21 protein-coding genes and 2 CRISPR repeat arrays are annotated in these 23,494 nt (G+C 58.3%); of the genes, 11 read left to right on the top strand and 10 right to left on the bottom strand.

Features of this window, described 5'->3' with window-relative positions; all coding sequences use genetic code 11:
• Positions 1-5 precede the first annotated feature (5 nt).
• From K5845_RS08920 to K5845_RS08895, 6 genes are all read right to left on the bottom strand, one after another.
• Complete coding sequence (locus tag K5845_RS08920; protein ID WP_287958821.1) at positions 6-437, bottom strand: ComEA family DNA-binding protein; 432 nt, start codon at positions 435-437, stop codon at positions 6-8.
• Positions 438-620: 183 nt separating this feature from the next.
• On the bottom strand, positions 621-1,079 hold the full coding sequence (locus K5845_RS08915) for a hypothetical protein (RefSeq protein WP_287958820.1): 459 nt from the start codon (positions 1,077-1,079) through the stop codon (positions 621-623).
• Positions 1,080-1,235: 156 nt separating this feature from the next.
• A complete protein-coding gene (locus tag K5845_RS08910) occupies positions 1,236-1,418 on the bottom strand; it encodes a hypothetical protein (protein WP_287958819.1) in 183 nt (60 codons plus the stop codon).
• Positions 1,419-1,433: 15 nt separating this feature from the next.
• On the bottom strand, positions 1,434-2,756 hold the full coding sequence (locus K5845_RS08905) for a hypothetical protein (protein ID WP_287958818.1): 1,323 nt from the start codon (positions 2,754-2,756) through the stop codon (positions 1,434-1,436).
• Between the two features lie 59 nt (positions 2,757-2,815).
• Positions 2,816-3,013, bottom strand: a complete 198-nt coding sequence (locus K5845_RS08900; protein ID WP_287958817.1) for a hypothetical protein — start codon at positions 3,011-3,013, stop codon at positions 2,816-2,818.
• 366 nt (positions 3,014-3,379) lie between these two features.
• A complete protein-coding gene (locus tag K5845_RS08895) occupies positions 3,380-3,682 on the bottom strand; it encodes an RNA-binding domain-containing protein (RefSeq protein WP_287958816.1) in 303 nt (100 codons plus the stop codon).
• Positions 3,683-4,429: 747 nt separating this feature from the next.
• On the opposite strand from K5845_RS08895, the gene K5845_RS08890 reads away from it, so the two are divergent.
• The 11 genes from K5845_RS08890 to K5845_RS08840 all read left to right on the top strand — a co-directional run bounded on the left by K5845_RS08890 (position 4,430) and on the right by K5845_RS08840 (position 18,390).
• Positions 4,430-4,651, top strand: a complete 222-nt coding sequence (locus K5845_RS08890) for a hypothetical protein (RefSeq protein WP_287958815.1) — start codon at positions 4,430-4,432, stop codon at positions 4,649-4,651.
• Between the two features lie 337 nt (positions 4,652-4,988).
• Entirely contained in the window at positions 4,989-7,676 is a 2,688-nt protein-coding gene (gene cas3, locus K5845_RS08885; RefSeq protein WP_287958814.1) for a CRISPR-associated helicase Cas3', read from the top strand.
• 155 nt (positions 7,677-7,831) lie between these two features.
• A CRISPR array of direct repeats spans positions 7,832-8,592; the repeat unit is 29 nt; unit sequence CTGTTCCCCGCGCACGCGGGGCTGAACCG.
• A 123-nt stretch (positions 8,593-8,715) separates the two neighbouring features.
• Positions 8,716-10,401: a type I-E CRISPR-associated protein Cse1/CasA gene (casA, locus tag K5845_RS08880; protein WP_287958813.1), complete on the top strand. Its 1,686-nt coding sequence runs from the start codon at positions 8,716-8,718 to the stop codon at positions 10,399-10,401.
• Positions 10,398-10,964, top strand: a complete 567-nt coding sequence (casB, locus tag K5845_RS08875) for a type I-E CRISPR-associated protein Cse2/CasB (protein ID WP_287958812.1) — start codon at positions 10,398-10,400, stop codon at positions 10,962-10,964. Before casA ends, casB begins: the two co-directional genes overlap by 4 nt.
• An 18-nt stretch (positions 10,965-10,982) precedes the next feature.
• Complete coding sequence (gene cas7e, locus K5845_RS08870) at positions 10,983-12,065, top strand: type I-E CRISPR-associated protein Cas7/Cse4/CasC (protein ID WP_287958811.1); 1,083 nt, start codon at positions 10,983-10,985, stop codon at positions 12,063-12,065.
• 6 nt (positions 12,066-12,071) lie between these two features.
• Positions 12,072-12,827, top strand: a complete 756-nt coding sequence (cas5e, locus tag K5845_RS08865; protein ID WP_287958810.1) for a type I-E CRISPR-associated protein Cas5/CasD — start codon at positions 12,072-12,074, stop codon at positions 12,825-12,827.
• A 2-nt stretch (positions 12,828-12,829) separates the two neighbouring features.
• Positions 12,830-13,540 (top strand): type I-E CRISPR-associated protein Cas6/Cse3/CasE, encoded by a 711-nt coding sequence (gene cas6e, locus K5845_RS08860; protein ID WP_287958809.1) that lies wholly within the window; start codon positions 12,830-12,832, stop codon positions 13,538-13,540.
• A 9-nt stretch (positions 13,541-13,549) separates the two neighbouring features.
• On the top strand, positions 13,550-14,491 hold the full coding sequence (gene cas1e / locus K5845_RS08855) for a type I-E CRISPR-associated endonuclease Cas1e (RefSeq protein ID WP_287958808.1): 942 nt from the start codon (positions 13,550-13,552) through the stop codon (positions 14,489-14,491).
• Positions 14,472-14,786: a type I-E CRISPR-associated endoribonuclease Cas2e gene (cas2e, locus tag K5845_RS08850; RefSeq protein ID WP_287958807.1), complete on the top strand. Its 315-nt coding sequence runs from the start codon at positions 14,472-14,474 to the stop codon at positions 14,784-14,786. The genes cas1e and cas2e overlap by 20 nt, the downstream gene beginning before the upstream one ends.
• A gap of 135 nt (positions 14,787-14,921) precedes the next feature.
• Positions 14,922-16,353: direct repeats of the CRISPR family, unit length 29 nt; unit sequence CTGTTCCCCGCGCATGCGGGGCTGAACCG.
• A 340-nt stretch (positions 16,354-16,693) separates the two neighbouring features.
• Positions 16,694-16,936, top strand: coding sequence for a hypothetical protein (locus tag K5845_RS08845; protein WP_287958806.1), 243 nt, complete (start codon positions 16,694-16,696; stop codon positions 16,934-16,936).
• Positions 16,937-17,811: 875 nt separating this feature from the next.
• On the top strand, positions 17,812-18,390 hold the full coding sequence (locus tag K5845_RS08840; protein WP_287958805.1) for a hypothetical protein: 579 nt from the start codon (positions 17,812-17,814) through the stop codon (positions 18,388-18,390).
• Between the two features lie 327 nt (positions 18,391-18,717).
• Here K5845_RS08840 and K5845_RS08835 read toward each other — a convergent pair whose 3' ends face one another.
• The 4 genes from K5845_RS08835 to K5845_RS08820 are packed head-to-tail and all read right to left on the bottom strand — an operon-like array spanning position 18,718 to position 23,330.
• Complete coding sequence (locus K5845_RS08835) at positions 18,718-20,634, bottom strand: nitric oxide reductase activation protein NorD (protein WP_090229062.1); 1,917 nt, start codon at positions 20,632-20,634, stop codon at positions 18,718-18,720.
• Between the two features lie 6 nt (positions 20,635-20,640).
• Positions 20,641-21,456, bottom strand: coding sequence for a CbbQ/NirQ/NorQ/GpvN family protein (locus K5845_RS08830; RefSeq protein WP_090229445.1), 816 nt, complete (start codon positions 21,454-21,456; stop codon positions 20,641-20,643).
• 57 nt (positions 21,457-21,513) lie between these two features.
• Positions 21,514-22,863, bottom strand: a complete 1,350-nt coding sequence (locus K5845_RS08825; protein WP_046478964.1) for a cbb3-type cytochrome c oxidase subunit I — start codon at positions 22,861-22,863, stop codon at positions 21,514-21,516.
• A gap of 14 nt (positions 22,864-22,877) precedes the next feature.
• Positions 22,878-23,330, bottom strand: a complete 453-nt coding sequence (locus tag K5845_RS08820; protein ID WP_046478962.1) for a c-type cytochrome — start codon at positions 23,328-23,330, stop codon at positions 22,878-22,880.
• Positions 23,331-23,494 lie beyond the last annotated feature (164 nt).

The raw sequence follows: 23,494 nt of genomic DNA, 5'->3' as shown, positions 1-23,494 counted from the left end.
TAGCGTCACTCGGCAACGTCAGAAGGAAGAAACCGGATGCGATATGCACGAATTTTCTCAATCGCCGCTTTCCCGATGCCGGGAATGCGGTTGATGTCATCCAAACTCATGAACAGCTGGCGTTCACGGCAACCGACGCCCCTTGCCACAAGGGCTTCGGCGGCTTTCTGAGCCAAGCCAAGGTCGCTCGCTATGCCGCTCGCGAGGCGCGCAGCTTGCATCTCGCTATGGCGTGTCGCGCTCGCCTCCATGCCAGCTTTCACTCTCTCACGGCCGATCCGTGCACCTTCTTCCCATGTCGTGGGCTTCATCGTCATTTGCTTCTCCATTTGCTCTTCGAGGGCACGCAACACGGCAGGCGTGTTGTCGCGCTTGACGATACAGACCTTGATGCGATGGCGGCGGTCCGCGGTGACAGGAGTGGGAGACGGCTCCACTTACCATCGCGCCGCACATGACGTAGGCATGCATGAACTTTCGCGGCGCTCGCGCGCCAATGCCTCCGCTGGTACCGTCCCAATAAACCCCCGTTACGTCGCTCAAGCGATATTCCGCCTTGGCAAAATCGTTCCAATGGCGGCGGACAATAACAACGGGTCCCGTTTCCTTTCCTTCCGGTGTTAGTGCAGCCATTGAGCCTTACCTTTGTCAGTCAATGCCAGGACGTTGTTGCTGTCGTCGTCAACAAACCCCGATGGGGTAAAGCCATATGCAAGCCATATCCGATAGAGCACGCCGCTGGCAGGAACGATCTCATCGCCAAAGATTGCTTTGGGAATGAGCCGTTGCGCGATCTCTCGCGCACGCTGAGCGGCGTCGATATCGACAAACTCACCCAGGACATATTTGGTCGGAATGTGAACTAAATGGAGAAAAGCTCCTTCAGCCGAAACTTTGGAAAAAATACCAAAGCTTCCGTCAATCGAACCGAATACTGGAATTGAACCACCATCATGTTCGATTTCGAAAACACCAAAAGGTATAGGTGAATTGACGATCATCTCACGCATAGCTCCCCCTTCCAAAAAAGAGCGATCAAGGTATTCGAGTGTCACGAGAAATAATTCGACAGTTCGCATTTGTCGCGTCGTAAATTTCCGACGATTTGCGGAGAGACGCGCTGGGGGATTGTAAAAATACAACCCGAGCGCAACATCAGGACGCACTACGGCTTTAGAAACCTCGAGCCGGACGGAGTTCCGTCAATGTGGTGCGTCGCTATGTAGGTCACGGCCTCACCGTATCCCGTCGAGCCGAAGCAAGGCCGCAAGGTTATCCAGCGGGCGCACGGACGAACGATCAATCCGATGTCCGAACACCCGTTCGCGCAGCCATGGGTTGGTGACGTGGCGATGCGTTACATCGTCGATCACGGATTGCGCTCCGGCGCGGAACGCGCCTTCGTCACTGTTCATCATTGAAATCTTCATGACTTAATGGAGTTGGAACAATTCAATCGACGCACTCAGAACGCGGCGTCGGCAAAACAAAACGTAACTTCTGAAGTTGCGAATACGTTCGAATTCCGGGGGCGGTGTCCCCGCACGTTCATGCCACCCCAGGAAGAACCTAGAGCCCACCCCACCTATGGACGCGTCGCCTCCCGACCGGAGCCGTGATCGATGGATGTCTGAATGGCTAGTGATGGGTGCTCCAGTTCGCAGGCCCTTGTCGAGCCGATGAAATTTCTGGCCGTCAGTTGGCGAATGCCGAGCGCGATATGCCCCACGCCAGCGCGTGCCGCGCGGCACACCTCGGCTAGCGGGGGCACGACCGCCCCCCTTGCTCCCCATGCTGGCCCTACCCATTCCATTGCTTGCGTGATTGGTTTTGGTCCGCACAGATCTTCCGGCGGCGGCCTTCGAGCCGCCCGCGTCAGTCGGCGGACATTTTCCATTTGCGTCGCGCCTATAATTCTTCTCTCTTAAAGTAGACGCGACGAAATCGAAAAATTCGCTGGCCTTATCGAAGCCCGCTTCTCGCATCCGCTTCCGAAGCGTAGGCGGGCTGATCCCGAGCTTTCGCGCTATCGCGGCCTTGGACTGCTCCCTGGGCGTTGCCCCGTTCGCGGCGCGCTTCGCGGCGGCGCTCAGCCTATCATGGGCACGCTTGGCCGCGCGCTGCACTCCCTTTACGTCATCCTCTGTCATGTCGGCGGGATGGATGCCCCACGGGCGTCCGGCTCGAAACCAGTGCTCCTTGCTAAGCTCTAGAGCGAAGCCGACGTGCGCCGAAGCCGGAATGGCCCGAGGCGCCTTCATGGCGGCCTCGAATGCCTGCGCGATCTCGGCAGGCGTCGCTTCGCGAACGTGCTTGCCGGCCCACCGCTGAAGGTCAGCGGGCGAGAACTTGCGCCCATCATGCCCTGCCACAAACGCGAGCAGGCCACCGGAAAGGGTCAGCAGGGCGACCCGATGGCGTGAGCGAAATAGGGCCGGGCTGCGCGTCGCGTAGATCTTCCTCAGCGACGAGAGACGCCTGAATGCCTGAGCCCTTTCGGCGTTCTTCTCCTTGTTCTCCGGGCCGGAAGCGCTATCGCGGTCAGCCGCTGCTCGGTTTCGCCGGACCTTCGGTTTCGCCGGTTCGACCTTCTCGCGAACGGAAATGACGCTCGCGCCAGTATCGTCACGATAAACCTCAACGGTTTCGGCAATGTATTCGGCGCGGTCACGCGACAAAATACCAGGAGTAATTTTGTCGTTTTTGCCGTTTCGGTATTGCGCCGAAACGGACGGCAAATTATTTGTTTCTTGCATCTTCTAGGAATACTCACTATCACGGCGCGCCAATCTCCACGGTCGGCGCGCCGTTTTGTTTATGCTGCTGCGGCTTCACGGATTTGCGCGCGAGGAAGGGCATCAAGCCAGGAGCGTTCATCTTCTGCGGATACATACGGTTGCACGCCAACCTTACGTGCAATCAAGCGGCCTCGTGCAATTTCCCGGTAAAACTGACTTTTATTGAGACCATTTCGGTTGCAGAATTCAGTCACCGAAAACAGATTTTTACCCATAATTCTTCTTGGCTCTATGTTGTATCATGGTGTTTCAGGGCGTCGCATGCTGGTGCATCGAACCTAGAATTGGTGGGTAGATAGCCCTGGTCAATACCTTAAATGGCAATTGCGCCATTTTGCATAAGAAAGAATGGGATCATTGAAAAAATACAATTGAATTTAGAAATGAAGATCTTCGTGAGGAACATGCCAATGGCGTGACGAAGCCATCTGTTAGTCTAGGAACGGCGGCTCTTGAGGTTGTCAATCTCTCCCTTTACGAGTTCGCTCGTAAGTTGAAAGAAATCGAAGCGCTCGTACCCGACATGATTTGATGGATCGCATCCAGCATATCGTCGCGCGTAGCGCGGACGCATCGGCTAATTAGGCCCCGCCACTCTTCTCCGGTCTTTGGCTCTTCGCTGCGTGGTCCGGACTTTCGGATATAGCAGCGTCCTGCGTGATCAGCGGAACGTCAGATGGCCGCGCAATTGGCCTAAGAACGTCTTCGACTTCATCGAAGCCAATGATTATGAACCCCCCTCCGTGATTGGCTAACGCAATGGATGCCTTCGCTAGAAGTGCACGATGATCGTTGGTGCGAAGATCTAACCAGCCCTTATACTCGACACTCAAATCTTCGCGTGGTTCCGCGAGCAGCGGTTGCAGTTCGTCAATTCTGGCCATTTCCCCCACCGTCCCTCAGCAACGACGTTGAAATGGCTAGCCGTCGTCGTCAACGAAGACAAACAGGAGCGCATGCAACGTCAGGGGTACGCTCTGGGGTACATTTAGGGGTGCACGCGCGACGCATGAAAATTGCTATTGCAATATATCAATTGCTTGCGTCGCGCTCTTTGGGAGATTTGATAGCCTACATCATCGCCAGCTCGGCGACGGGCATCCCGATCGAACTGCCTACGATCTTTCCGGGCGCGCATATCACACCGTGGGAGCCGTTTGAGAGGACACTACGAGGTCGGGCGGGTGAAACCCTCCGCTATGTCGAAGAGCGCCTGCGCGGGGATCCGACGTGTGCCGTTCCGGGAAGCGATGGCCCGGATAGGCTGGAGCTCCACCAAAGACCTTCTTACGGGAAATCCGGAGGCGCCCCAACTTCGTATCGGCACTCGAAAAGCGTTCGATTGAAGAATGGGGCCTAGAGAAGCGCGCTACTTGCTTCCGACTGAAACCCAGTTCAGAGCAAGATGATTTAGATTGACGAAGACTGTCGCGGGACACGCCTTCGGATCGAGAAGACCATAGAGGCCCGCACCGCTGCGGATGTAGGTTCTTGGATTGCTATCACGCCTGCATTTGTCGTTACACCGACGGCGCAGAAACCGCGAAGGGCACGCGCGGATCAAGAAGGTCTCGGAAGCGGTGTTGTCACGATCGGTCTGTGCTATGATAGTCTGTTATCGGAGGTGGATAATGGCACGTTCACGCAGAAAGACACCGATAGCTGGTGTCGCCGCAGATAGCGATAAAACCTTTAAGGTCATAGAGCACCGGCGGGCGCGTCGGGCTGTTAAAGTGGCGTTGGAGGCAGGAGCCGAAGTCCCACCCACCAGAAGCTTTGGCGATCCTTGGAACGGCAGCAAGGATGGTAAGCGCTGGTTTGGCGATCGCTGGCCAGAGGGTTATCGCAAGTAGAACGCCACTCGACCGTCGAATTAAGACAAGCCAGCTCGCAAGCCCGGTCTTTCGGTTCTGAGGGGGACAAGTTGACCCCGAGCGCACCGTAATTGCCAGAGTTCTTCAGCTACTTAAATGCGTTGCTCCTGAGCTGTGGTCCTAAGGGGGGGCGATCATGGATCCTTGCTGGACTTTCACCACTTGCGATGCGCCTCCCCGCGAAGAAGGGACATATTCTGGGGTAAGCCTTTGCGAGTTTGTTTGCTTCCGTCGCGATCTCACCAGCAGCATCTGTGTACCGTATGCTAGCCTGCTCCATTCGGAGACGCCGCCGGAGATAGGTTAGGCAGATTGCATGACAGAGAGACCTGATCCGCTTCAATTTTGGGGGAAGGCCGGCGGCGCCCTAGACGGCGAGCCGGCATGGCATCCGTTGCCCTATCACTCGCTCGATGTGGCAGCCGTCGCTGATGCACTTCTAACTGATAATCCGCGTAAGCTATCTGCAATGGCCCGCCTCTTGGGGACCGACGTCGCTAACGCGCACCGCTTCATCGTGTGCCTAGTAGCAGTTCATGATGTTGGTAAGTTCACAACGCATTTTCAGGCCAAGAGCCCGGAAGCCTGGGCCGACAGCGTTCAACCTTTCCTTGGTGAGTGGCAAGCGCTTCGAGGCAGGCGGCACGACGAAGATGGTTACACGATGCGGGGGCTTCTCGACGTTTGCGAGCTTCTGCGGTCGGCCACAAAAGAATGGTGCGAGCCTCGCTTCAATCAGCTGTGGGCGGCCGTAACCGGACACCACGGAAAGCCTGCAAACGACGACGGCAAGCCTACAAGTGTAGTGGCCGGGGTCAATACGGCTTGCAAGAAAGCCGCCATCGCCTTCTGCCGCGAAGTCCGCGCTTTGTACGATCCGTTGGAAGCAATACCGGAACCGACAGAACGAGATCTCGCCGTCCTCTCCTGGCTTGTTTGCGGGCTGACGGTCGTCTCCGATTGGATCGGGTCCAATCGAGGCTGGTTCCCCTATCGCGCACCGCAATGGACGCTCGCAGAATATTGGGAACGGGCAAGGAAGGATGCGGCGGCTGCGATCTCTAATGCAGGCCTTATACACTCTGCTTTGCCGTCGGCGTTTTCGGTCGATCGTTTGCTTCCGGACATTGCGCGATCGCTGAGCCCCTTGCAGCAGCGCATGAACACGATGGAGCTGCCGGATGGACCGACGCTGACGATCATTGAAGATGTGACAGGCAGCGGCAAAACAGAAGCTGCGTTGCTGCTTGCCGCGCGCCTCATGAGCGCGGGGCGTGCCAGCGGCCTTTATTTCGCGTTGCCGACAATGGCAACCGCCAACGCTATGTATGATCGTCTCGAAGGGTCCTATCGACGCCTCTTCTCAGACGACGCCCATCCCTCCCTCGTGCTTGCCCACGGCAAGGGCAAACTCAACGAGGCATTTACGCAATCGGTGCTCGAAACCCACGCCGTCTCCGAGGGATACGAGGGGGACGAAGGTGACGGTGCCGCAATTTGCGCAGCCTGGATTGCAGACGACCGCCGCAAGGCGTTCCTCGCGGAAATCGGCGTCGGTACGATTGATCAGGCGTTGCTGGGTGTTTTACCCGCGCGGCATCAGGTCATGCGCCTGTGGGGCCTGAGCAACCGCGTGCTGATCATAGACGAGGCCCACGCGTACGATGCCTACATGAGCCGCGAAATGGAGACGCTCCTAAGCTTTCAGGCGGCATTGGGCGGCTCCGCGATTATTCTGTCGGCGACGCTGCCAGTGGCCCAGCGGCAGTCATTTGCAAATGCATTCGCCAATGGCCTAGGCACCACAGCCGTTACCGCTGGGCATGACGCATACCCGGCCACCACGGTCGTCTCTTCAGCAGGTTGCGCCTTTGAGGCCTCGGCGTCCCGTGCGGACCGCACACGCACGCTCCCCGTCCGCCGCGTTGCGTCGTTCGTGACGGCAGCGGACCATGTCGTCGAGATGGCGCGGCAGGGTGCTGCGGTAGCGTGGATCAGAAACGCCGTCGATGATGCCATCGAGGCGGTGGCTGAACTCAAACGACGCGGCTTGTCTCCCACTCTACTACATGCCCGTTTTGCCATGGGCGACCGGCTTGATATCGAGGACCGGGTGCGGCGGACGCTTGGCCGCAAGGACGAAACCGGCAATCGAACCGGATGCGTCATTGTTGGCACGCAGATCCTAGAGCAGTCACTGGACTACGATGTCGATGCGATGGTGACGGATCTCGCGCCGATCGATCTCATCATCCAACGCGCGGGGCGCCTGTGGCGCCACCTTACACGGCATGGCCGACCTGTCGCTGCACCCGAACTTGTCATGTTCGCCCCAGACCCGAACGAAGTGCGCGATCCACATTGGTACCACGCCATGTCCGTACGCGCCGCCGCTGTTTACGGCCACCATGGCGTCATCTGGCGCAGCGCGAAGGTGCTGTGCGAGACTGGTGCGATCGTCACGCCTGACGGTGTTCGCTCACTTATCGAGCAGGTCTATGGCCGCGAGGATATGGATGATATCCCCGAGAAGCTTCGTGCTGCTTCGACGAGGTCTCTGGGGGACTTCAGCGCGGCGCGCTCGTTTGCAGGTGCCAACCTGCTCAAGTTAGACGATGGCTACGGTGGTAATGTTCAAATTTGGACGCGCGATACGATCACGCAGACCCGTCTTGGCGATCCCATTACCGTCTTCCGTCTCGGTAGGATCGAGGGTGGCGCAATCATACCGTGGTATTCAAATGAAAAACTCATGCTTGCGTGGGCGCTTTCCGAGGTGAGCCTTAGCTGCAAGAAGGCTACTGGCGTCCCCGAAGCGATGGATCTGAGGCAGGCACAATCGATCGCAGCGGCCAAGGCGCACTGGCCGGAGTGGGAGCGCCAGATACCGCTGTTGGTGCTGGAGCCTCAGGGGGAGGGATGGGCGGGGCGTGTGGTGAAAGACACGGATGAAGTGCTCGCCTTCTATGACAGGCGTATCGGATTACGTCTCGCCGCCGGCTGATTGCCGGTCTCTTGGCGCATGGGGAATAGGCGGTCAGAATAACGGCCGGCAAGACGCCAAGCGTCGCCACCGACGGCGTGAGAAACGCACAGCGAACATCGGTGCGCTCTTTGACAATTTAAAAGCGGCGTGAAATCAAGGCGTTGCAAACAAGTCTGTTCCCCGCGCACGCGGGGCTGAACCGAGTGCGTCTCGTACTCACGAGCGCAATTTGCGCTGTTCCCCGCGCACGCGGGGCTGAACCGCCTAACCCCTTCGCCCACTCGCGCAGATTATCCTGTTCCCCGCGCACGCGGGGCTGAACCGATCGCAACACTCGTTCCGTCGGGTGATTTGTCCTGTTCCCCGCGCACGCGGGGCTGAACCGGTGCAGTGGAAGCCATGGATGGACCATCTACGCTGTTCCCCGCGCACGCGGGGCTGAACCGCATGCAGGTGAAGGGTGTCGACTGGGCTTCGACTGTTCCCCGCGCACGCGGGGCTGAACCGGCCTCCGCCTGACTGCGCAGCGCTGCTTCTTCCTGTTCCCCGCGCACGCGGGGCTGAACCGTCTGTAGGGGCACGTTCGTCAGCAGCCATCTCCTGTTCCCCGCGCACGCGGGGCTGAACCGAGCCCCTGGCTACGCTCATCCGTCATGACCTGCTGTTCCCCGCGCACGCGGGGCTGAACCGTCCAGTTCTTCGGGCGTCCGTTCCAACGGTGGCTGTTCCCCGCGCACGCGGGGCTGAACCGCCTGTAGTCCTTCGTGACGCATCGCTAGACGCCTGTTCCCCGCGCACGCGGGGCTGAACCGTTCAGACCACTGGCTCCAATTCAGGAACGTGGCTGTTCCCCGCGCACGCGGGGCTGAACCGATGCCATTGCTACCGAGACGCCACGTCACACCCTGTTCCCCGCGCACGCGGGGCTGCACAGTCGATTACATCAGAGCATTGGACATCCTGTGGAACGCGTGCCCAACATAGGAGACGCGCCGACACTTTCGTGCTGGATTATCCGCGCACGCATAAATCCCTTTTTTGGAGGTCCTACCTTCCAATGGAAACCTCTTTTAATTTGTTGCGCGAACCTTGGCTCCCTGTAGAGCTTGAAGACGGGAAGCGCGCCTCCGTCAGGCCGGGTGACATTTCCCAGCCCATTGATGGCCAGAAAATTATGCGCATCGCCAGCGGACGGCCGGACTGCGATATCAGCACTACCGAATTCCTAATCGGCCTTCTGGCCGTTACCTTCGGCCCTCATGATGGGCACGCCTGGAAAGCGCTCTACAGCGATCCACCCTCGCAAGATGAATTGGAAGCCGCACTACGTCCAATCGAAGCCACGCTTACGCTTGATGGCGAGGGGCCGCTGTTCTTCCAGGATCAGGAACAGCTCACTGGCGACGACGTTTCCGTTGAAGCCCTTTTCATTGATGCGCCCGGCAGCAGCACCACGCGGGACAATGCCGACCATTTCGTGAAGCGGGGACGTACCGGAGCCCTATCCCGGGCCGGAGCGGCGATAGCTCTATTGACGCTGCAGACGAGTGCTCCGTCGGGCGGTGCCGGGCATCGCACCTCGCTGCGCGGAGGAGGACCACTAACGACGCTCGTACTTCCCGGAATGGTCGGCAATGCAGAACCGACACTATGGCAACGGTTGTGGGCCAACGTGCCCGGAGGCATGCGCGAGAGTACTGACGGGTACGCGCGCGTGTTTCCGTGGGTCATCGAAACGCGCGTCTCCGACAGCTCTGGAGTAACCACGACACCGGAAGATGTTCATGAGGCGCAAGCTTTCTTCGGCATGCCGCGACGCATCCGATTGAATTTTGAGCCGAACCCGGAACGGCGGCCGTGCGATCTTCTCGGCATCGTTGATGACGTGATAGTCACCAATTACGCAACGCGACCGTGGGGCGCGAACTACGTGAGTTGGAGCCGGGGGCATCCGCTCAGCCCCTATTACAAGCCGCGTGAGACTGACGCGGAGTATTTGCCGCTTCACCTCAAATCGTCCCGCGTCGGATATCGGCAGTATCTCGGTCTGGTGGTGCCCGATCCAGACGGTTTGCGGGTGCCTGCCCGCTGCGTCAGCGATTTTCAGACGCGGGCGCAGTATTTCAAGGGAGAGGAGAGACGAGCGCTACTGAATTGCCGGCTACTAGCTGTGGGCTATGCCATGGATAATATGAAGGCGCTCGATTTCGGCGAAGCCCTAATGCCCCTCGTCATGACTGGCGATACAACGTGCGATGAGCAAGTCCGCGAACTAGCCAAACGTTTTATAACTTCCGCTGATTTTGCAGCCAGTCAGCTCATCAGCGCAACGAAGCGAGCCCTTTACGGAGAGAGAGGCGATGCCAAGTGGAATAGCTCCGTTTTCGATGCCGTTCGCAACCGTATTTGGTCCGACACGGAAGAGCCATTCTACCGGACCCTCGGCATAGCGGCCAAGAACCTGTTCGCAAGCAGAGAGAACTTGGCGGATCAACTTGCGGCGATCCAGCAGGAGTTTGGCAGCAGTTGGCGCATCGTCCTGAGACAGGCATGCCTCGCCATCTTCGATGACGCGGTTCCGATTGAAGACGCGCAGAGCGACAAGATCAAGGATGTCATCGAAGGTCGGAAGATGCTCGTGTTCGCACTGGAGGGTTATGGCCCGGTGGGGAAGAAGATCTTCGGCGAACTCAGTCTGCCGCTCCCCGCGAAGAAGCCAGCAAAAGGGAGGATGGCCGCATGAGCAATGAACCATTCAAGGAAGAAAAGGCTGCAGTCTTAGCATGGTGGCGACAACTCCAGCCACAAGATGCTGAAGGGCGCTCCACACGCGGTGACAGGGCGGCCATCGCTCGCCTAAAGCGGGTCCCCAACATTTTAGAGGCGGCGGCCGAACCCGCAGCGGCTAACCTGTACAGAAGGGTCGGCTTCACGCGCCCAAGCATAGATCTTCCACGTGCCGCATTGCTTGCGGCGGTTCTTGCTCACGTTAAGAAAGACGATCCACTGCACCCCGTAGCCGAAGCGATCGGGGCACCAAGATCAGGCGATGAGACCGCCGCTCTTATTTCACCGCTTCGGTTCAAGCGGATCGTTTCCGCTCGTGAACCGGACGAACTTCTTATCGTCTTCCGCCGAGTTGTCGCCATTCTGGGCGGTAGAGCGGACATCAAAAACATCGCTGCTGTTCTGCTCGGTTTTACTGACGCTAGATGGGGCGACATCACTCGTACGCAATTCGCCTTCGCCTACCATGGGGCATCCCTCGCCGCGCCGAAACTCGAAGCCGAACAAATCACAATTTAGACTGAGGAACACGCCACCATGTCTCGCTTTATTCAGATCCATGCATTGACCGTATATGCTCCGTCAAACCTCAACCGGGACGACACTGGCCGTCCAAAGACGGCGAAGTTTGGTGGCGTTGAGCGCTTGCGCATTTCCTCCCAAGCTCTGAAGCGCGCCATACGCACGAGCGACGCTTTCAAAGCGCACGTGAAAGAGAACCGGGGTGACCGCACTCAGCGTTTGGGTGAAGAGATCCGCAACTATCTGCTTAGCAAGGACGTCCCAACGGAGAAAGCTACAGAGGGCGCTCGGGCCATCGCTGCGGTATTCGGTAAGATCAAGCCGGAGAAAGACAGGAACCCCACTTATATCGAGCAGCTCGCGTTCATTTCCCCAGAAGAGAGGGAGGCAGCCTTAGCGCTTGCCGACAGGTTGGCCGCTGGCGACGCATTACCTGAAAAGACGAATGATCTCATTCCGGAAGTTCTCCGCAAGGCCGACACCGCCACCGACATCGCTATGTTCGGCCGTATGCTGGCCGATAACCCCGAGTACAATCGCGAGGCTGCCGTTCAGATCGCGCACGCAATCACGACCCATAGGGTCGAGGTGGAAGATGATTTTTATACCGCCGTCGATGATCTCAAAAAGCCGTCGGAGGATGCCGGCGCAGGCTTCATCGGCGAACTTGGGTTCGGCTCAGGCGTCTTTTACATCTACGCTTGCGTGGACCGTGACCTTCTGGAGAAGAACCTTTGCGGCGACAAGAGCCTCGCGGCCACGGCAATTGCTGCACTCATTGAAGGCATCGCGACGGCATCACCGTCCGGTAAGCAGGCCAGTTTCGCCAGCCGTGCACGCGCTAGCTATCTGCGCGTTGAAAAAGGTGACCAGCAACCTCGCAGCCTTGCCGCAGCATTCCTGAAACCAGTGCGGGAGGAAGATATGCTGAAAGCATCAATCGACCGTCTTGAAGGTGAGAAGACCGGGCTCGTCACGCAAATGAATGAAGCTTATGGCGCTTGCTTTGACGACGCCCGAGTTATGCAGTTCATCGCAGGAGAGGGTGACAATACGGGCTCATTACCAGATCTCGTCACCTTCGCTGCAGGGGAGTGAGCGGCCTTGCAATATCTGCTTTTCACGCTCGCGGCGCCGCTGGCCGCCTTTGGTAGCATTGCTGTAGGCGAGCGTCGTGCAACTTGGGACCGGCCCAGTAAGTCGCAGACCCTTGGGCTTATTGCCGGGGCGCTGGGTATCGAACGGTCTGATGAAGAACAGCAGAAAGTTCTGGCGGCGAACATGGGCTTCGCTGTTCGTGTCGACGATCCAGGCCAGCTTGCGAGTGACTATCATACGACCCAAGTTCCGCCAACACGCAGGAACCGTCGTTTCGCTACTCGCGCCGAAGAACTCGCGGTTCCTAAGCACGAACTCAAGACCATCCTGTCCCGGCGGGAATTTCGTATCGGGAGCTTCTATACGATCTGCATCTGGCTAAAGCCGAGTGCGCTAACATCATTGGAGCAGATCAAGGAGGCTATCAAAACCCCTGTCTTCCAACCTTTCGCCGGACGTAAGGCGTTTCCGCTGATGCTACCGGCGCAACCCGAGATCATTGAGGCCGAGGACATTGAAGCGGCCTTTGTCGCCCGTGATTTAAACGAGCACGATCAGCGTCCGGCAATCACCAAACTCAAAGCGGTTCTTGGCATTAAACCTCGCTCGGAGCGTCCAATCTTCGCGGATGTTGAAGCCATTCCTCCCGATAGCCGGCAACGGCTGGAAGAGCGCCGCGATGTTCCCGAGAGCCGGAGCAAGTGGCGCTTTGGCCTACGTGCAGAAGCGCTACTGCGTCCAGCCACGACCGACGGAGAATAGCGATGGCTGAACTACACCTTTCTAGGGCACGTCTCAGAGCTTCTCGCGGCGAGGCCTTGTCGGCAATCGCGCCGCTTCTGCTCCCGCGCGATCCAGGTAGCCGTGCCGGTCATGCGCATCGCATCTTATGGCTGCTGTTCCAGAATGACCCTGACAGCAAGCGTGACTTTCTTTGGCGCGATGAGGGGAACGGACGTTACCTGATCCTATCTCACAGACGGCCCAGCGATCCCAAAGGTCTGTTCGAACTAGAGAGCAAACCGTTCAAACCCAGCTTGGAGGAAGGCGATAGGCTTCGCTTCGCGCTGCGCGCCAATCCAGTTGTCTCCACTAAGGAAGCGCTTACGCTTGAAGAGCGTGGCGAGCGACGTCGCGGAAAGCGCGTAGATGTTGTCATGCATGCCCTACATAAGATCCCCAAGGGGGAACGCGCTGGGCAGCGTGAACGATTGGCACAACAGACTGTGTCGCAGTGGCTTGTTGCGCAAGGCACACGCGCTGGGTTCCGCCTACCCCAGGAGCCATCCGTCGAGGGGTATACGCAGACTTCGATCGAACGAAAGGTCGGCCGAGCGGCAGGTATTTCGGTCGTAGATGTGGCCGGAGTGATCGAGATTTTTGATCCTGATACGTTCCTTGCCCGTTTGGCTCACGGCTTCGGTTCCGCGAAGGCGTTCGGCTACGGCCTGATGCTGATCCGCCGAGCCGCTTGAGGGGGCAGGATGTCGGAGCAAGCTTATGTGCCACTCCGGCCTATCCCGATGAAGGAACGGGCGGGGATCATCTTTCTTCAGTACGGCGAACTCGATGTCCTCGACAGTGCTTTTGTGCTTGTCGACAAAATTGGTATTCGCACACAGATCCCAGTTGGCGGCTTGGCCTGTTTGATGTTGGAGCCCGGCACGCGTGTGTCTCACGCGGCTGTCGTGCTCGCCGCCCAGGTCGGCTGTTTGCTCGTCTGGGTGGGCGAGGCCGGAGTGCGCCTTTACGCTTCCGGTCAACCGGGTGGTGCCCGCGCAGATCGTCTGCTTTATCAGGCCAGTCTTGCCCTCGACGAGGGGGCAAGGCTCAACGTTGTCCGCGAGATGTACCGACGGCGTTTTGATGAGGAAGCGCCTTCCCGTCGATCTGTCGATCAACTGCGCGGCATAGAGGGTGCCCGCGTGCGAGAACTCTACAAGCTCATGGCTCAAAAGTACGGCGTTGACTGGGCCAAAAGAAACTATGACAGACAGTCGTGGGACGCGGCTGACATTCCTAATCGTTGTCTTTCGTCCGCGACATCCTGCCTCTACGGTTTAAGTGAAGCCGCTATTCTGGCTGCTGGCTATGCACCAGCCATCGGATTTCTCCATCGGGGCAAGCCGCAAAGCTTCGTTTACGACATTGCCGATATCTACAAATTTGAAACCGTCGTGCCGGCGGCATTTGAAACTGCCGCCGCCATAGCCAAGGGCCGCGGCGATGGCAGTCCCCCCGAACGTCAGGTTCGCATCGCCTGCCGTGACCTCTTCCGACGCACGGGGTTGCTCGACAAGATCATTCCGTCCATGGAGGAAATTCTCAAGGCCGGCGGCATCGAGCCGCCGGAGGATGCGCCGGAGGCGTCGGCCCCTGCCATTCCACGAAAGGAGGCCTCGGGCGATGATGGTCATCGTGGTTGAGAACGCGCCGCCGCGCTTGCGCGGGCGACTGGCCCTATGGCTTTCGGAGGTGCGTGCGGGCGTTTACATTGGCGTTTACAATCGTCGTGTGCGCGAGCGCATATGGGACGAAGTCAAGATTATGATTGGCGACGGGAACGCCGTGATCGCTTGGACGGCGCCGACCGACAGCGGTTTCGCATTTGAAGCGATCGGCGAGAACCGCCGCGAGCCTACAGATTACGACGGCCTGACCTTGGTGCGGTTCAAGCCACCTTTGGGCCCTCCCGAGGGACCAGCGGGAACGCCGCGTTGAGCTTTTTTCCAGCGCCACAGACGTAGCCGTTTGAGTGCTTTAGAGGCCGACTTTCGTGTGTGAAACGTGCAACGAATTTCGGTGCGCTTTTTGACAAATTAAAAGCCACATGAAATCAAGGCGTTGTAAACAAGTCTGTTCCCCGCGCATGCGGGGCTGAACCGTCCGTTTCGTTGAGAACACGCTTGATCCAATTCTGTTCCCCGCGCATGCGGGGCTGAACCGCATTCCTGGCGGAATAAATTGTCGAAGGACGACTGTTCCCCGCGCATGCGGGGCTGAACCGCCGGTATCAACTCGCATGTTGCCACCGCTGGCCTGTTCCCCGCGCATGCGGGGCTGAACCGGCGGTCTAAAAGAGGATCGGCGTAGGAGAAGCCTGTTCCCCGCGCATGCGGGGCTGAACCGACGACGGCTTCCGGTCTCTGATGAGGACTATGCTGTTCCCCGCGCATGCGGGGCTGAACCGGCTGTTGAGGCGTATTTGCGTCCGTTTGAGGCCTGTTCCCCGCGCATGCGGGGCTGAACCGGCTCTGCTGATCGTTGAGGCAGCCGTGCGCGCCTGTTCCCCGCGCATGCGGGGCTGAACCGCTGCCACCGTTGCACCGAGTGGGGAAGTTGGCCTGTTCCCCGCGCATGCGGGGCTGAACCGAACGCCGATGCAATCACGCGGTTGTTGAAGACCTGTTCCCCGCGCATGCGGGGCTGAACCGGCGGTCTGGATAGGCCGCCTTATTTCACGTCTCTGTTCCCCGCGCATGCGGGGCTGAACCGAGCTGGAAAACGCCGTGTCGTCCGCCGGCATACTGTTCCCCGCGCATGCGGGGCTGAACCGCGCCATGATTATTTTACGAGTTGTCTGCCGTGCTGTTCCCCGCGCATGCGGGGCTGAACCGTGCACGAAATGCGGCGGTCGTAACATTGAAACCTGTTCCCCGCGCATGCGGGGCTGAACCGGGCGCATCGGCTGAATTTGCACGGTGGCAGACCTGTTCCCCGCGCATGCGGGGCTGAACCGACATCAACAGGGCGGGGCGGCGCGTCTCGTCACTGTTCCCCGCGCATGCGGGGCTGAACCGGCGTATAGCTCTTATAGCGAGGTCATAGCTGCCTGTTCCCCGCGCATGCGGGGCTGAACCGATCCCATCGTCAACGCACCCACCTCGAGAACGCTGTTCCCCGCGCATGCGGGGCTGAACCGGCTGCCGATCTGCGGCGCATCCTCTTGGGCACCTGTTCCCCGCGCATGCGGGGCTGAACCGTTCGGCGCAGACGGTGCGCCTGATATCTCCGCCTGTTCCCCGCGCATGCGGGGCTGAACCGGGGGAGACGGTATGAGCGGTCCGCAGCCAATCCTGTTCCCCGCGCATGCGGGGCTGAACCGCCGAGCGGTGCACCTGAGTGGGTGGTGCGTTCCTGTTCCCCGCGCATGCGGGGCTGAACCGTGAATGTGCATCTGTATCACTTTGAAGATTGGCTGTTCCCCGCGCATGCGGAGCTGAACCGGGCGACGGCCCTGACGATCCCGATGATTATGTCTGTTCCCCGCGCATGCGGGGCTGAGCCGGACATCACCCGCAGTCCGGCCGATCCAGCAAACGGTTTTCCGCTTATGCGGGGCTGCACCGGACGTTGAGCTCAGGCTCGTTACCTGCACACGCGGGGCTGAACGAGCATCGTGCATCGTTGCGTCGTGACGGTCTCACCTACGCCGGGCTGAACCGCGTCCAACGCCATTGCAGCTCCCGTTTCTGAAGAATAGGTGAAAAACACTTCGGTCACATCCTAAATAAAACTGAATTTTCCAATGTTGTCGTATGTAACCATGTATATTCGTGGTATATTACGCATGCTATATAACAGCAATAGTTTGAAGAATTAGTTTAGCACTAAAAAGGAATATTTAAATGAAGCAAAATATTAAAGAAAATCTCGATGGTCTGAGCACGTTGCACGGAGAGAGCGTCTACTCAATTCATTTTGACGGTGTTGATAACAGCATCAAGGCTGGCAACGACCGGACGCTAACGATTTCCGTCGACGACATGCGCAGCAGCAAGCAGGTTTGGATTATCGAGGCGGTGAACGGGAACGAAGTCTGCCGCCATAACACGCAATATCTGGCATCCGTTAAGATCCACAGGCCCTGAACGTTCCCTCACATACGTTGCGGACTAGGCATGCGTTAGGGGCGGGCTATGCACCTGAGGGGAAACCTTATGCTGTACTAGTGCGCGTGCGCTCGGAGTTCCAAGTGTGCACTGCGTTGAGCCCGCTTCCGACCCACGGGTAAAGGGCTCCCGTTTCCCTTATCGCCGGTGCTCATGCTTCATCGCCAATGGCCGGCCGTTCCCGCGCACGCGGGGCTGAACCGATTACGGGTCCGATGGCCGATGAGCATTATAACTGTTCCCGGCGCACGCGGGCTGAACCGGCTCAATCTGGTCATGACAACGAGGGGCGCGATTGTTCCCTGCGCACGCGGGGCTAAACCGTCGTAGAGGCTTACTGTGCCGTCATTATCCTCCTGTTCCCCGCGCATGCGGGGTTGAACCAGCCATGCCGATCACATGGATACTTATTGGCCTTTGTTCCCCGATCATTCGGGGCTGAACCGGATGCGCGTGGTGGTACGCGTTATACAGAGCACTGTTCCCCGCGCCCGCGGGGTTGAACCGTTCGCGACGGCGACGCTTACGGAGGCGCCGTTCCGTTCCCCGCGCACGCGGGGCTGAAGCGGCATAAGCCCGCGCATGGCCGCGGCTGCGTTCCTGTTACCCCGCACACGCGGGGCTGAAACCGATCGACGGGCGCAGCTTGCCCAACCTCGCCACCTGGTCCCCGCGCGCCGAGGGGCTAACCCGCGCGCGCTGTTGACTGGATTACGGCCGCCGGTCGGTTTCTCGTCGTGTACGCGCGGTTGAACCCGCCTATTGCTCCGGCTCACCTGAATAACAGTGGCTTTTCTTGTTTTCTGAGGCGGGTATTAGTTTGAGGTCTGAAGATCAGTTGGGAGATAAGCGCGGTGAGCGAAGATAGGAAGCCAAGCGACTTTGATGAGTTCTTGCGTTCTGCACACGGGATCTCAACGCCGTCTGCTGGGCAAAATGGGGGCGGCGAACAAAAGAAACCAACAAGCGCGTTCTGGAAGTTTTGCTATGCGATCAACATCATTATCTGGCCGTTTATCATCTGGGGCTGGACTTACAACGCAAGCCTAACGCCAGAACAAAGAGAGGCTATGCGGATTGAGGTGGAGGCAGAAAAGCAAGCTGCTCAAGCCAAGGCAAAAGCAGAAGAGGAGGCGTGCGCGAAAGACCTCTCATGCATCGGTGAAAAGCACAACGCCGCAGCGATCAAGGCGTGCAGTCCAGAGATCGAGGGCCTTGCTAAGTATGATCATGAGTGGACGGCATGGCTTACCCGCTTCTCTCGCATGCGCTGGGGCAGCAAGGGGAACGACGTGATCACGTACCTCGGGGATGAGATTAAATTCCAGAACGGCTTCGGGGCTTGGCACCGCTATCGCTACGAGTGCGATCTGAATGTTAAGACTGGGACCGTCTTGAATGTGCGCGCCAACCTTGGGCGCATGCAACGTTAGGGGTACATTCTGGGGTACATTTAGGGGTACACGCGCGACGCATAAAAAAATGATCGAAATATATCAATGGCTTGCGTCGCGCACCTCGGGTGATTTGATAGCCTCCCCGTCTACCATATGCAATTTTGACAAGATACGGTAACCCCCTCAAAAAATTCTCAAAATCGCGCCCTATGTGCGCCCATGCTATGCAGAGCTGTTTAATATCCTGCTTAACATGTGTTTGAGGTGATTGTTCTCCAAAGCCCCATAAGCGTCTCGGATGCCGATTCGATACTTGGCTGCTACGTCTGCCGGCCGATTGGCGCCACGGCGTCGGGCTATGTTTTATTTCGTTATCTGGCGATAGATGGCGGGTAGGGCCGTAGGTAGTCGAGAGATGTTTGGAAAGATCGCGTAGGCGCCGCGTCCGAAAATGTAGGGAAAATAATCGCGGGCTTGTTCGTCCACCGTGACGCCAAAGACACGCAATCCAGCACGGTGGGCCTCGCGGATAGCCATCCGCGTGTCCTCAATGCCGTAACGGCCCTCATAATGATCAATGTCGTTCGGTTTTCCATCGGTGATAACAAGCAGCAGCCGATGACGTTGTGGACGTTCTTGAAGCGCAATCGAAACGTGGCGGATAGCGGCCCCGATACGTGTGTACTGACCGGGTTTCAAAGCTTGGATGCGACGGCTTACCCTAGGTCCAACGTCCTCGCCGAAATCCTTTACGGTCTGGACGTTCACCCAGTGGCGACGACGCGACGTGAAGGTAAAGATCGCATGCTCGTCTCCGCAGGCGGCCAAACCGTGCGTAAGAGCCAGTAACGCGCCCTTTTCAACGTCAAGCACACGGCAATCCTGTAGCCAAGCGTCCGTTGAGAGCGAGACGTCCAAAAGGACGGCGAGAGACACATCCCGTGCAGCACTTCGCGCTTGAAGGAAGATTCGTTCGGTAGCAGGAGCCCCGGCTTGCCGGTTAGCGACATCCTGAACCAACGCCGTCAAATCGAGTTCGTCGCCATCCGGCTGACTGTAGAAGGTTTGGCGTTTGGGGCGAAGCGCTTCGAACTGGCGGCGCACCTGTTTTATGCAGCGTTGCATGGTGGCGTCCGGTGCCCAGTCCTCACCTTCCTCGGAAGCCATTCCAGCGACAACGCGACAGTAGTCAGGCCGATAGCTCCCTCGGCGCCAGTCCCATTCGGGATAAGTGATGTCAGCGACAATCGCGCCATCCTCCGTGGCCGGCGGGGCCAGGTCGAGATCTAGTTTGAGCCGGGTCGAGGCGCGCTTTTGATTTGAGCCAATTGTAAGGTCGTTCAAATCGTCAGCGGCTTGGCGGGCTAAATCCTCATCGTCGTCCTCCACCGGGCGATTGACGTTGACCATGTCTGACAAGCTAAAAATTGTCTCGAACCGGTGGAGTAGCAGCGGGTCGTCACGTTGGCTGCGGTCGGTCTCTCGGCGCGACGCGTGGCGGCGGCGATTGTCGACCGGGGCCGAAATACCTGTGCCCTCATCGATGTCGTCGTGCTGTGTGCCCTCAGCATCGACTTGCAAATCGCCCCAGAGCGGAACTGGAAGAAATCTCCTGTAACCGCGCGGGGCACGGATGTTTTCGAGTGGAACGGTCGGATCGCGAATAGCACGGAGAAGCTCGGCGTCGGTGGCCGGCCGTGGGGCGCCATCAAGCAGCGTTTGAATGGAAGCGTCGATAGCGGCTTCGGTCCGTGGCAGCGAACGTTGAGGCCAAGCGCTGATGAGTTCGCCCGTTAGTCGTCTGTAAATCGGTCTCAGACCGGGCCAGGCCGTGATGGTCGCTTCCGTGGTTGCGAGGCAGGCACGCAGTCTTACAATATCGCTTTGCAATGGATCGCTAGAGATTGCGGTAGGTGGGACGGCGTGGGCGAACCAGGCCGCAAGCCACTCGTAGAGCGCTTCATTGTCGGAGCGCGTCGGAAAAATGTCGATCGACGTCGGCAAGCGCAACGTACTCGTATCGAGTACGGCATGTTCAATACGCTCGCGCCCCAGACCGATACGCTGCTTCAGGCTCAGCCGATGCCCGGTGTCGAACGGGGCTCCAGCAGAAATTCGCACCGCGCCACTCCCGCCCAGTGCGTGAAACAGGATAGCGAGGCGGCGGCGTAGAGCATCAAGAGAAACTGCAGCCTGCGGATAATGGCGGTAAGTGCTAGCGCCGCCGATCATGCGATGCCAGTAGATGCCGATAGTCTCTTCGGGCTCGAAGATCGACATGGCGTGTTAGCCCAGAGCGATGTCTGCGACGCGTAACAGCGCCTGCTTCACGTCCGCGTCGTCGCTCAAGGGCTCTATGAGCGACGCTTCGATTGCAGTTTGTGGATTGACACCATCACGGATTAGAACGGCGCAATATACGAGAAGCCGGGTCGACGCGCCTTCCTCCAAATCCTGTTGTTTGAGATCACGCAGGGCATTGGCGATGCGCACGAGCGGCACACAGCGATCCCTCGGCAGACCGCTTTCTCGGGCGACGATTGATGCCTCGATGTCGGGAGAAGGAAAGCTGAACTCAAGGGCTAGAAAACGCTGCCGTGTGCTTGGCTTGAGGCTTTTCAGGACGTTCTGATAGCCAGGATTGTAGGACACGACGAGCATAAATTCGGCAGGGGCCTGCAACAGCTCGCCAGTACGTTCGAGCGGCAATATGCGACGATCGTCCGTAAGTGGATGCACCACAACTGTCACGTCCTTGCGGGCTTCCACGACTTCGTCGAGATAACAGATCGCGCCTTCGCGCACCGCACGGGTCAAAGGGCCATCGACCCAGACCGTGTCGCCGCCTTTGAGAAGGTAGCGACCCGTCAGGTCCGCGGCTGTCAGGTCATCGTGGCACGACACGGTGTAAACCGGCCGCCCGAGTTTGGCAGCCATATGCGCAACGAAGCGTGTTTTGCCACAGCCCGTTGGTCCTTTCAAAAGGACGGGGAGCTGATTGCGATAGGCACGCTCGAACAACTCGCATTCGGAACCTGCAGGGGAATAGAACGGCAGATCACCCATAGTGATCGCCGCAACTTTTGAAGAAGCGTTGGGCATCATGAATCTTTCCCGTAACGGCGGGCGCGAAGCGCCCGCTCGTCACCGATGCAAACGTTACTCTGCCGGCTGAGCCACTGCTTTCATCCGTCCCGGAATTTCTTCCCGTGTCGGACCAAATATCGCTACGAGGTAAAGCAAGACACCCAGGACGACGAACACACCCGCTCCAAGGCGCATCCAATAGAACAGGGCGAGCTGATCCTGCACTTCCATGTAGTACATGCCGAGGATGCGCTGCAGATGGGTTTGGACAACGCCTGCGAAAGTTAGTGTGAACGTCATGAAGGCCATGCCGGAACTCATGATCCAGAAGCTCCACATGTTGAGTACCTGGTTATACGGCTTTCGGTTGCGCAAATAGGGCATCGCATAGGTGATGATGGCGAGGTTCAACATCACGTAGGCACCGTAAAAAGCGAGATGCCCATGTGCAGCCGTCACTTGGGTTCCGTGACTGTAATAGTTCACGAACGATATCGTATGCATGAAGCCCCAGACGCCAGCGCCGAAGAACGCGCCGACCGTGCATCCGAGAGACCATAGCATCGCGGCCTGATTTGGGTGGTCGCGACGTCCCCGCCAGACCATGGTGAAAGCGAAGATCACCATGACAAAGAAGGGCAACACCTCGAGAGCCCCAAAGACGCTGCCGATCCACTGCCAATAGGCCGGGGTTCCGATCCAGTAGTAGTGGTGACCGGTGCCGAGCAATCCGGAAAACAAGGCGAGGCCGACAATGGCGTAGAGCCATTTTTCGATAACTTCGCGATCGACGCCCGTCATCTTGATCAGAAGGAAAGCGAGAACCGACGCCATGACCAATTCCCACACGCCCTCGACCCAGATGTGGACGATGTACCACCAGTACATTTTGTCGAGTGCTAAGTTGGCTGGATTGTAAAATGCGAACAGCCAAAATACCGCGATGCCCCACATTCCAAGCAGCAGCACGTTAGTGACTGCTGTTCGGCGCCCCTTCAATACGGTCATCGAGACGTTGTAGAGAAAGATCAGGGCGACGACGACGATGGCGATCTTGATCCAAAGCGGTTGTTCAAGAAATTCGCGGCCCTCGTGGATCCCAAACATGTAGCCGATCACGGCGGCCAGAGCACCGAACATCAAGAGCCCGAGCTGAACATAAGCGAGGAGCGGGCTCTCAAGATCACGCTCTGCCTCTTCAGGAATCAAATAGTAGGCCGCCCCGAAGAACCCCATTAACAGCCACACGATCAGCGCGTTGGTGTGGATCATGCGAAGAATGTTGAAAGGCAGTGTTTCGGATAGGAAGTTTGGAAAAACGTAGACGGTCCCGGCGAGAGCGCCAAACAGCACCTGGACCAGGAATAGCACCATCGCGCAGATGAAGTACGGGTAGGCGACCCGCTGCGTTGCGTATTTCATTGGGATCGTACTCCTCAGCCAGCATCGTTCGGCGGCCAGCCTTGCGTATCAATCCGGCTAACCCATTCCAGAAAATCGACGAGATCGTTGAGCTCTTGATCGTTCAGTTTGAAGTCGGGCATCTGCCGACGACCTTCGACGCCGCTCGGCTGCGATTGCATCCAAGCGATGAGGGTATCGCGAGCCCCCTTAGCGTCGTCGCGACCGCCATAGCGCACCCAGACATTGCCGAGTTCGGGCGCGAAATACGCACCCTCGCCAAGAAGCGTGTGGCAGTTGATGCACGCGTTTTTCTCCCAGACATGCTTACCCCGCGCGACATTGGCGTTGAGCGTGTCGGAGTTGCTGCTGGTGTTGACGATAAAAACGTGGCTGTGGACTGTCAGAGCCACGAAAAGCACGAAGAAGAAAACCGAGCCGCCATAAAAAATGTTGCGAGCCGCAGCCTTGGTAAAGCGTTCGCTCATGAAACCGCTCCAATTGCCGAGATCAAGACAGCTTTCCCTCTGCTCACCGATTGAAAGGTGCGCGAGAAATACATCTTTATGCTTATGTTCCGCGCCTCCCCATGAGGCGTGACGTCACGGGGAGGGGTGGATTCGAAGATGGGGTGAGATGCGAGGACCTCGTA

The organism is Filomicrobium sp., assembly GCF_025698805.1.
GTDB lineage: Bacteria > Pseudomonadota > Alphaproteobacteria > Rhizobiales > Hyphomicrobiaceae > Filomicrobium > Filomicrobium insigne.
Note: the sequence above shows the minus strand (reverse complement) of the source record. Positions and strands in the feature narration are given on the sequence as shown.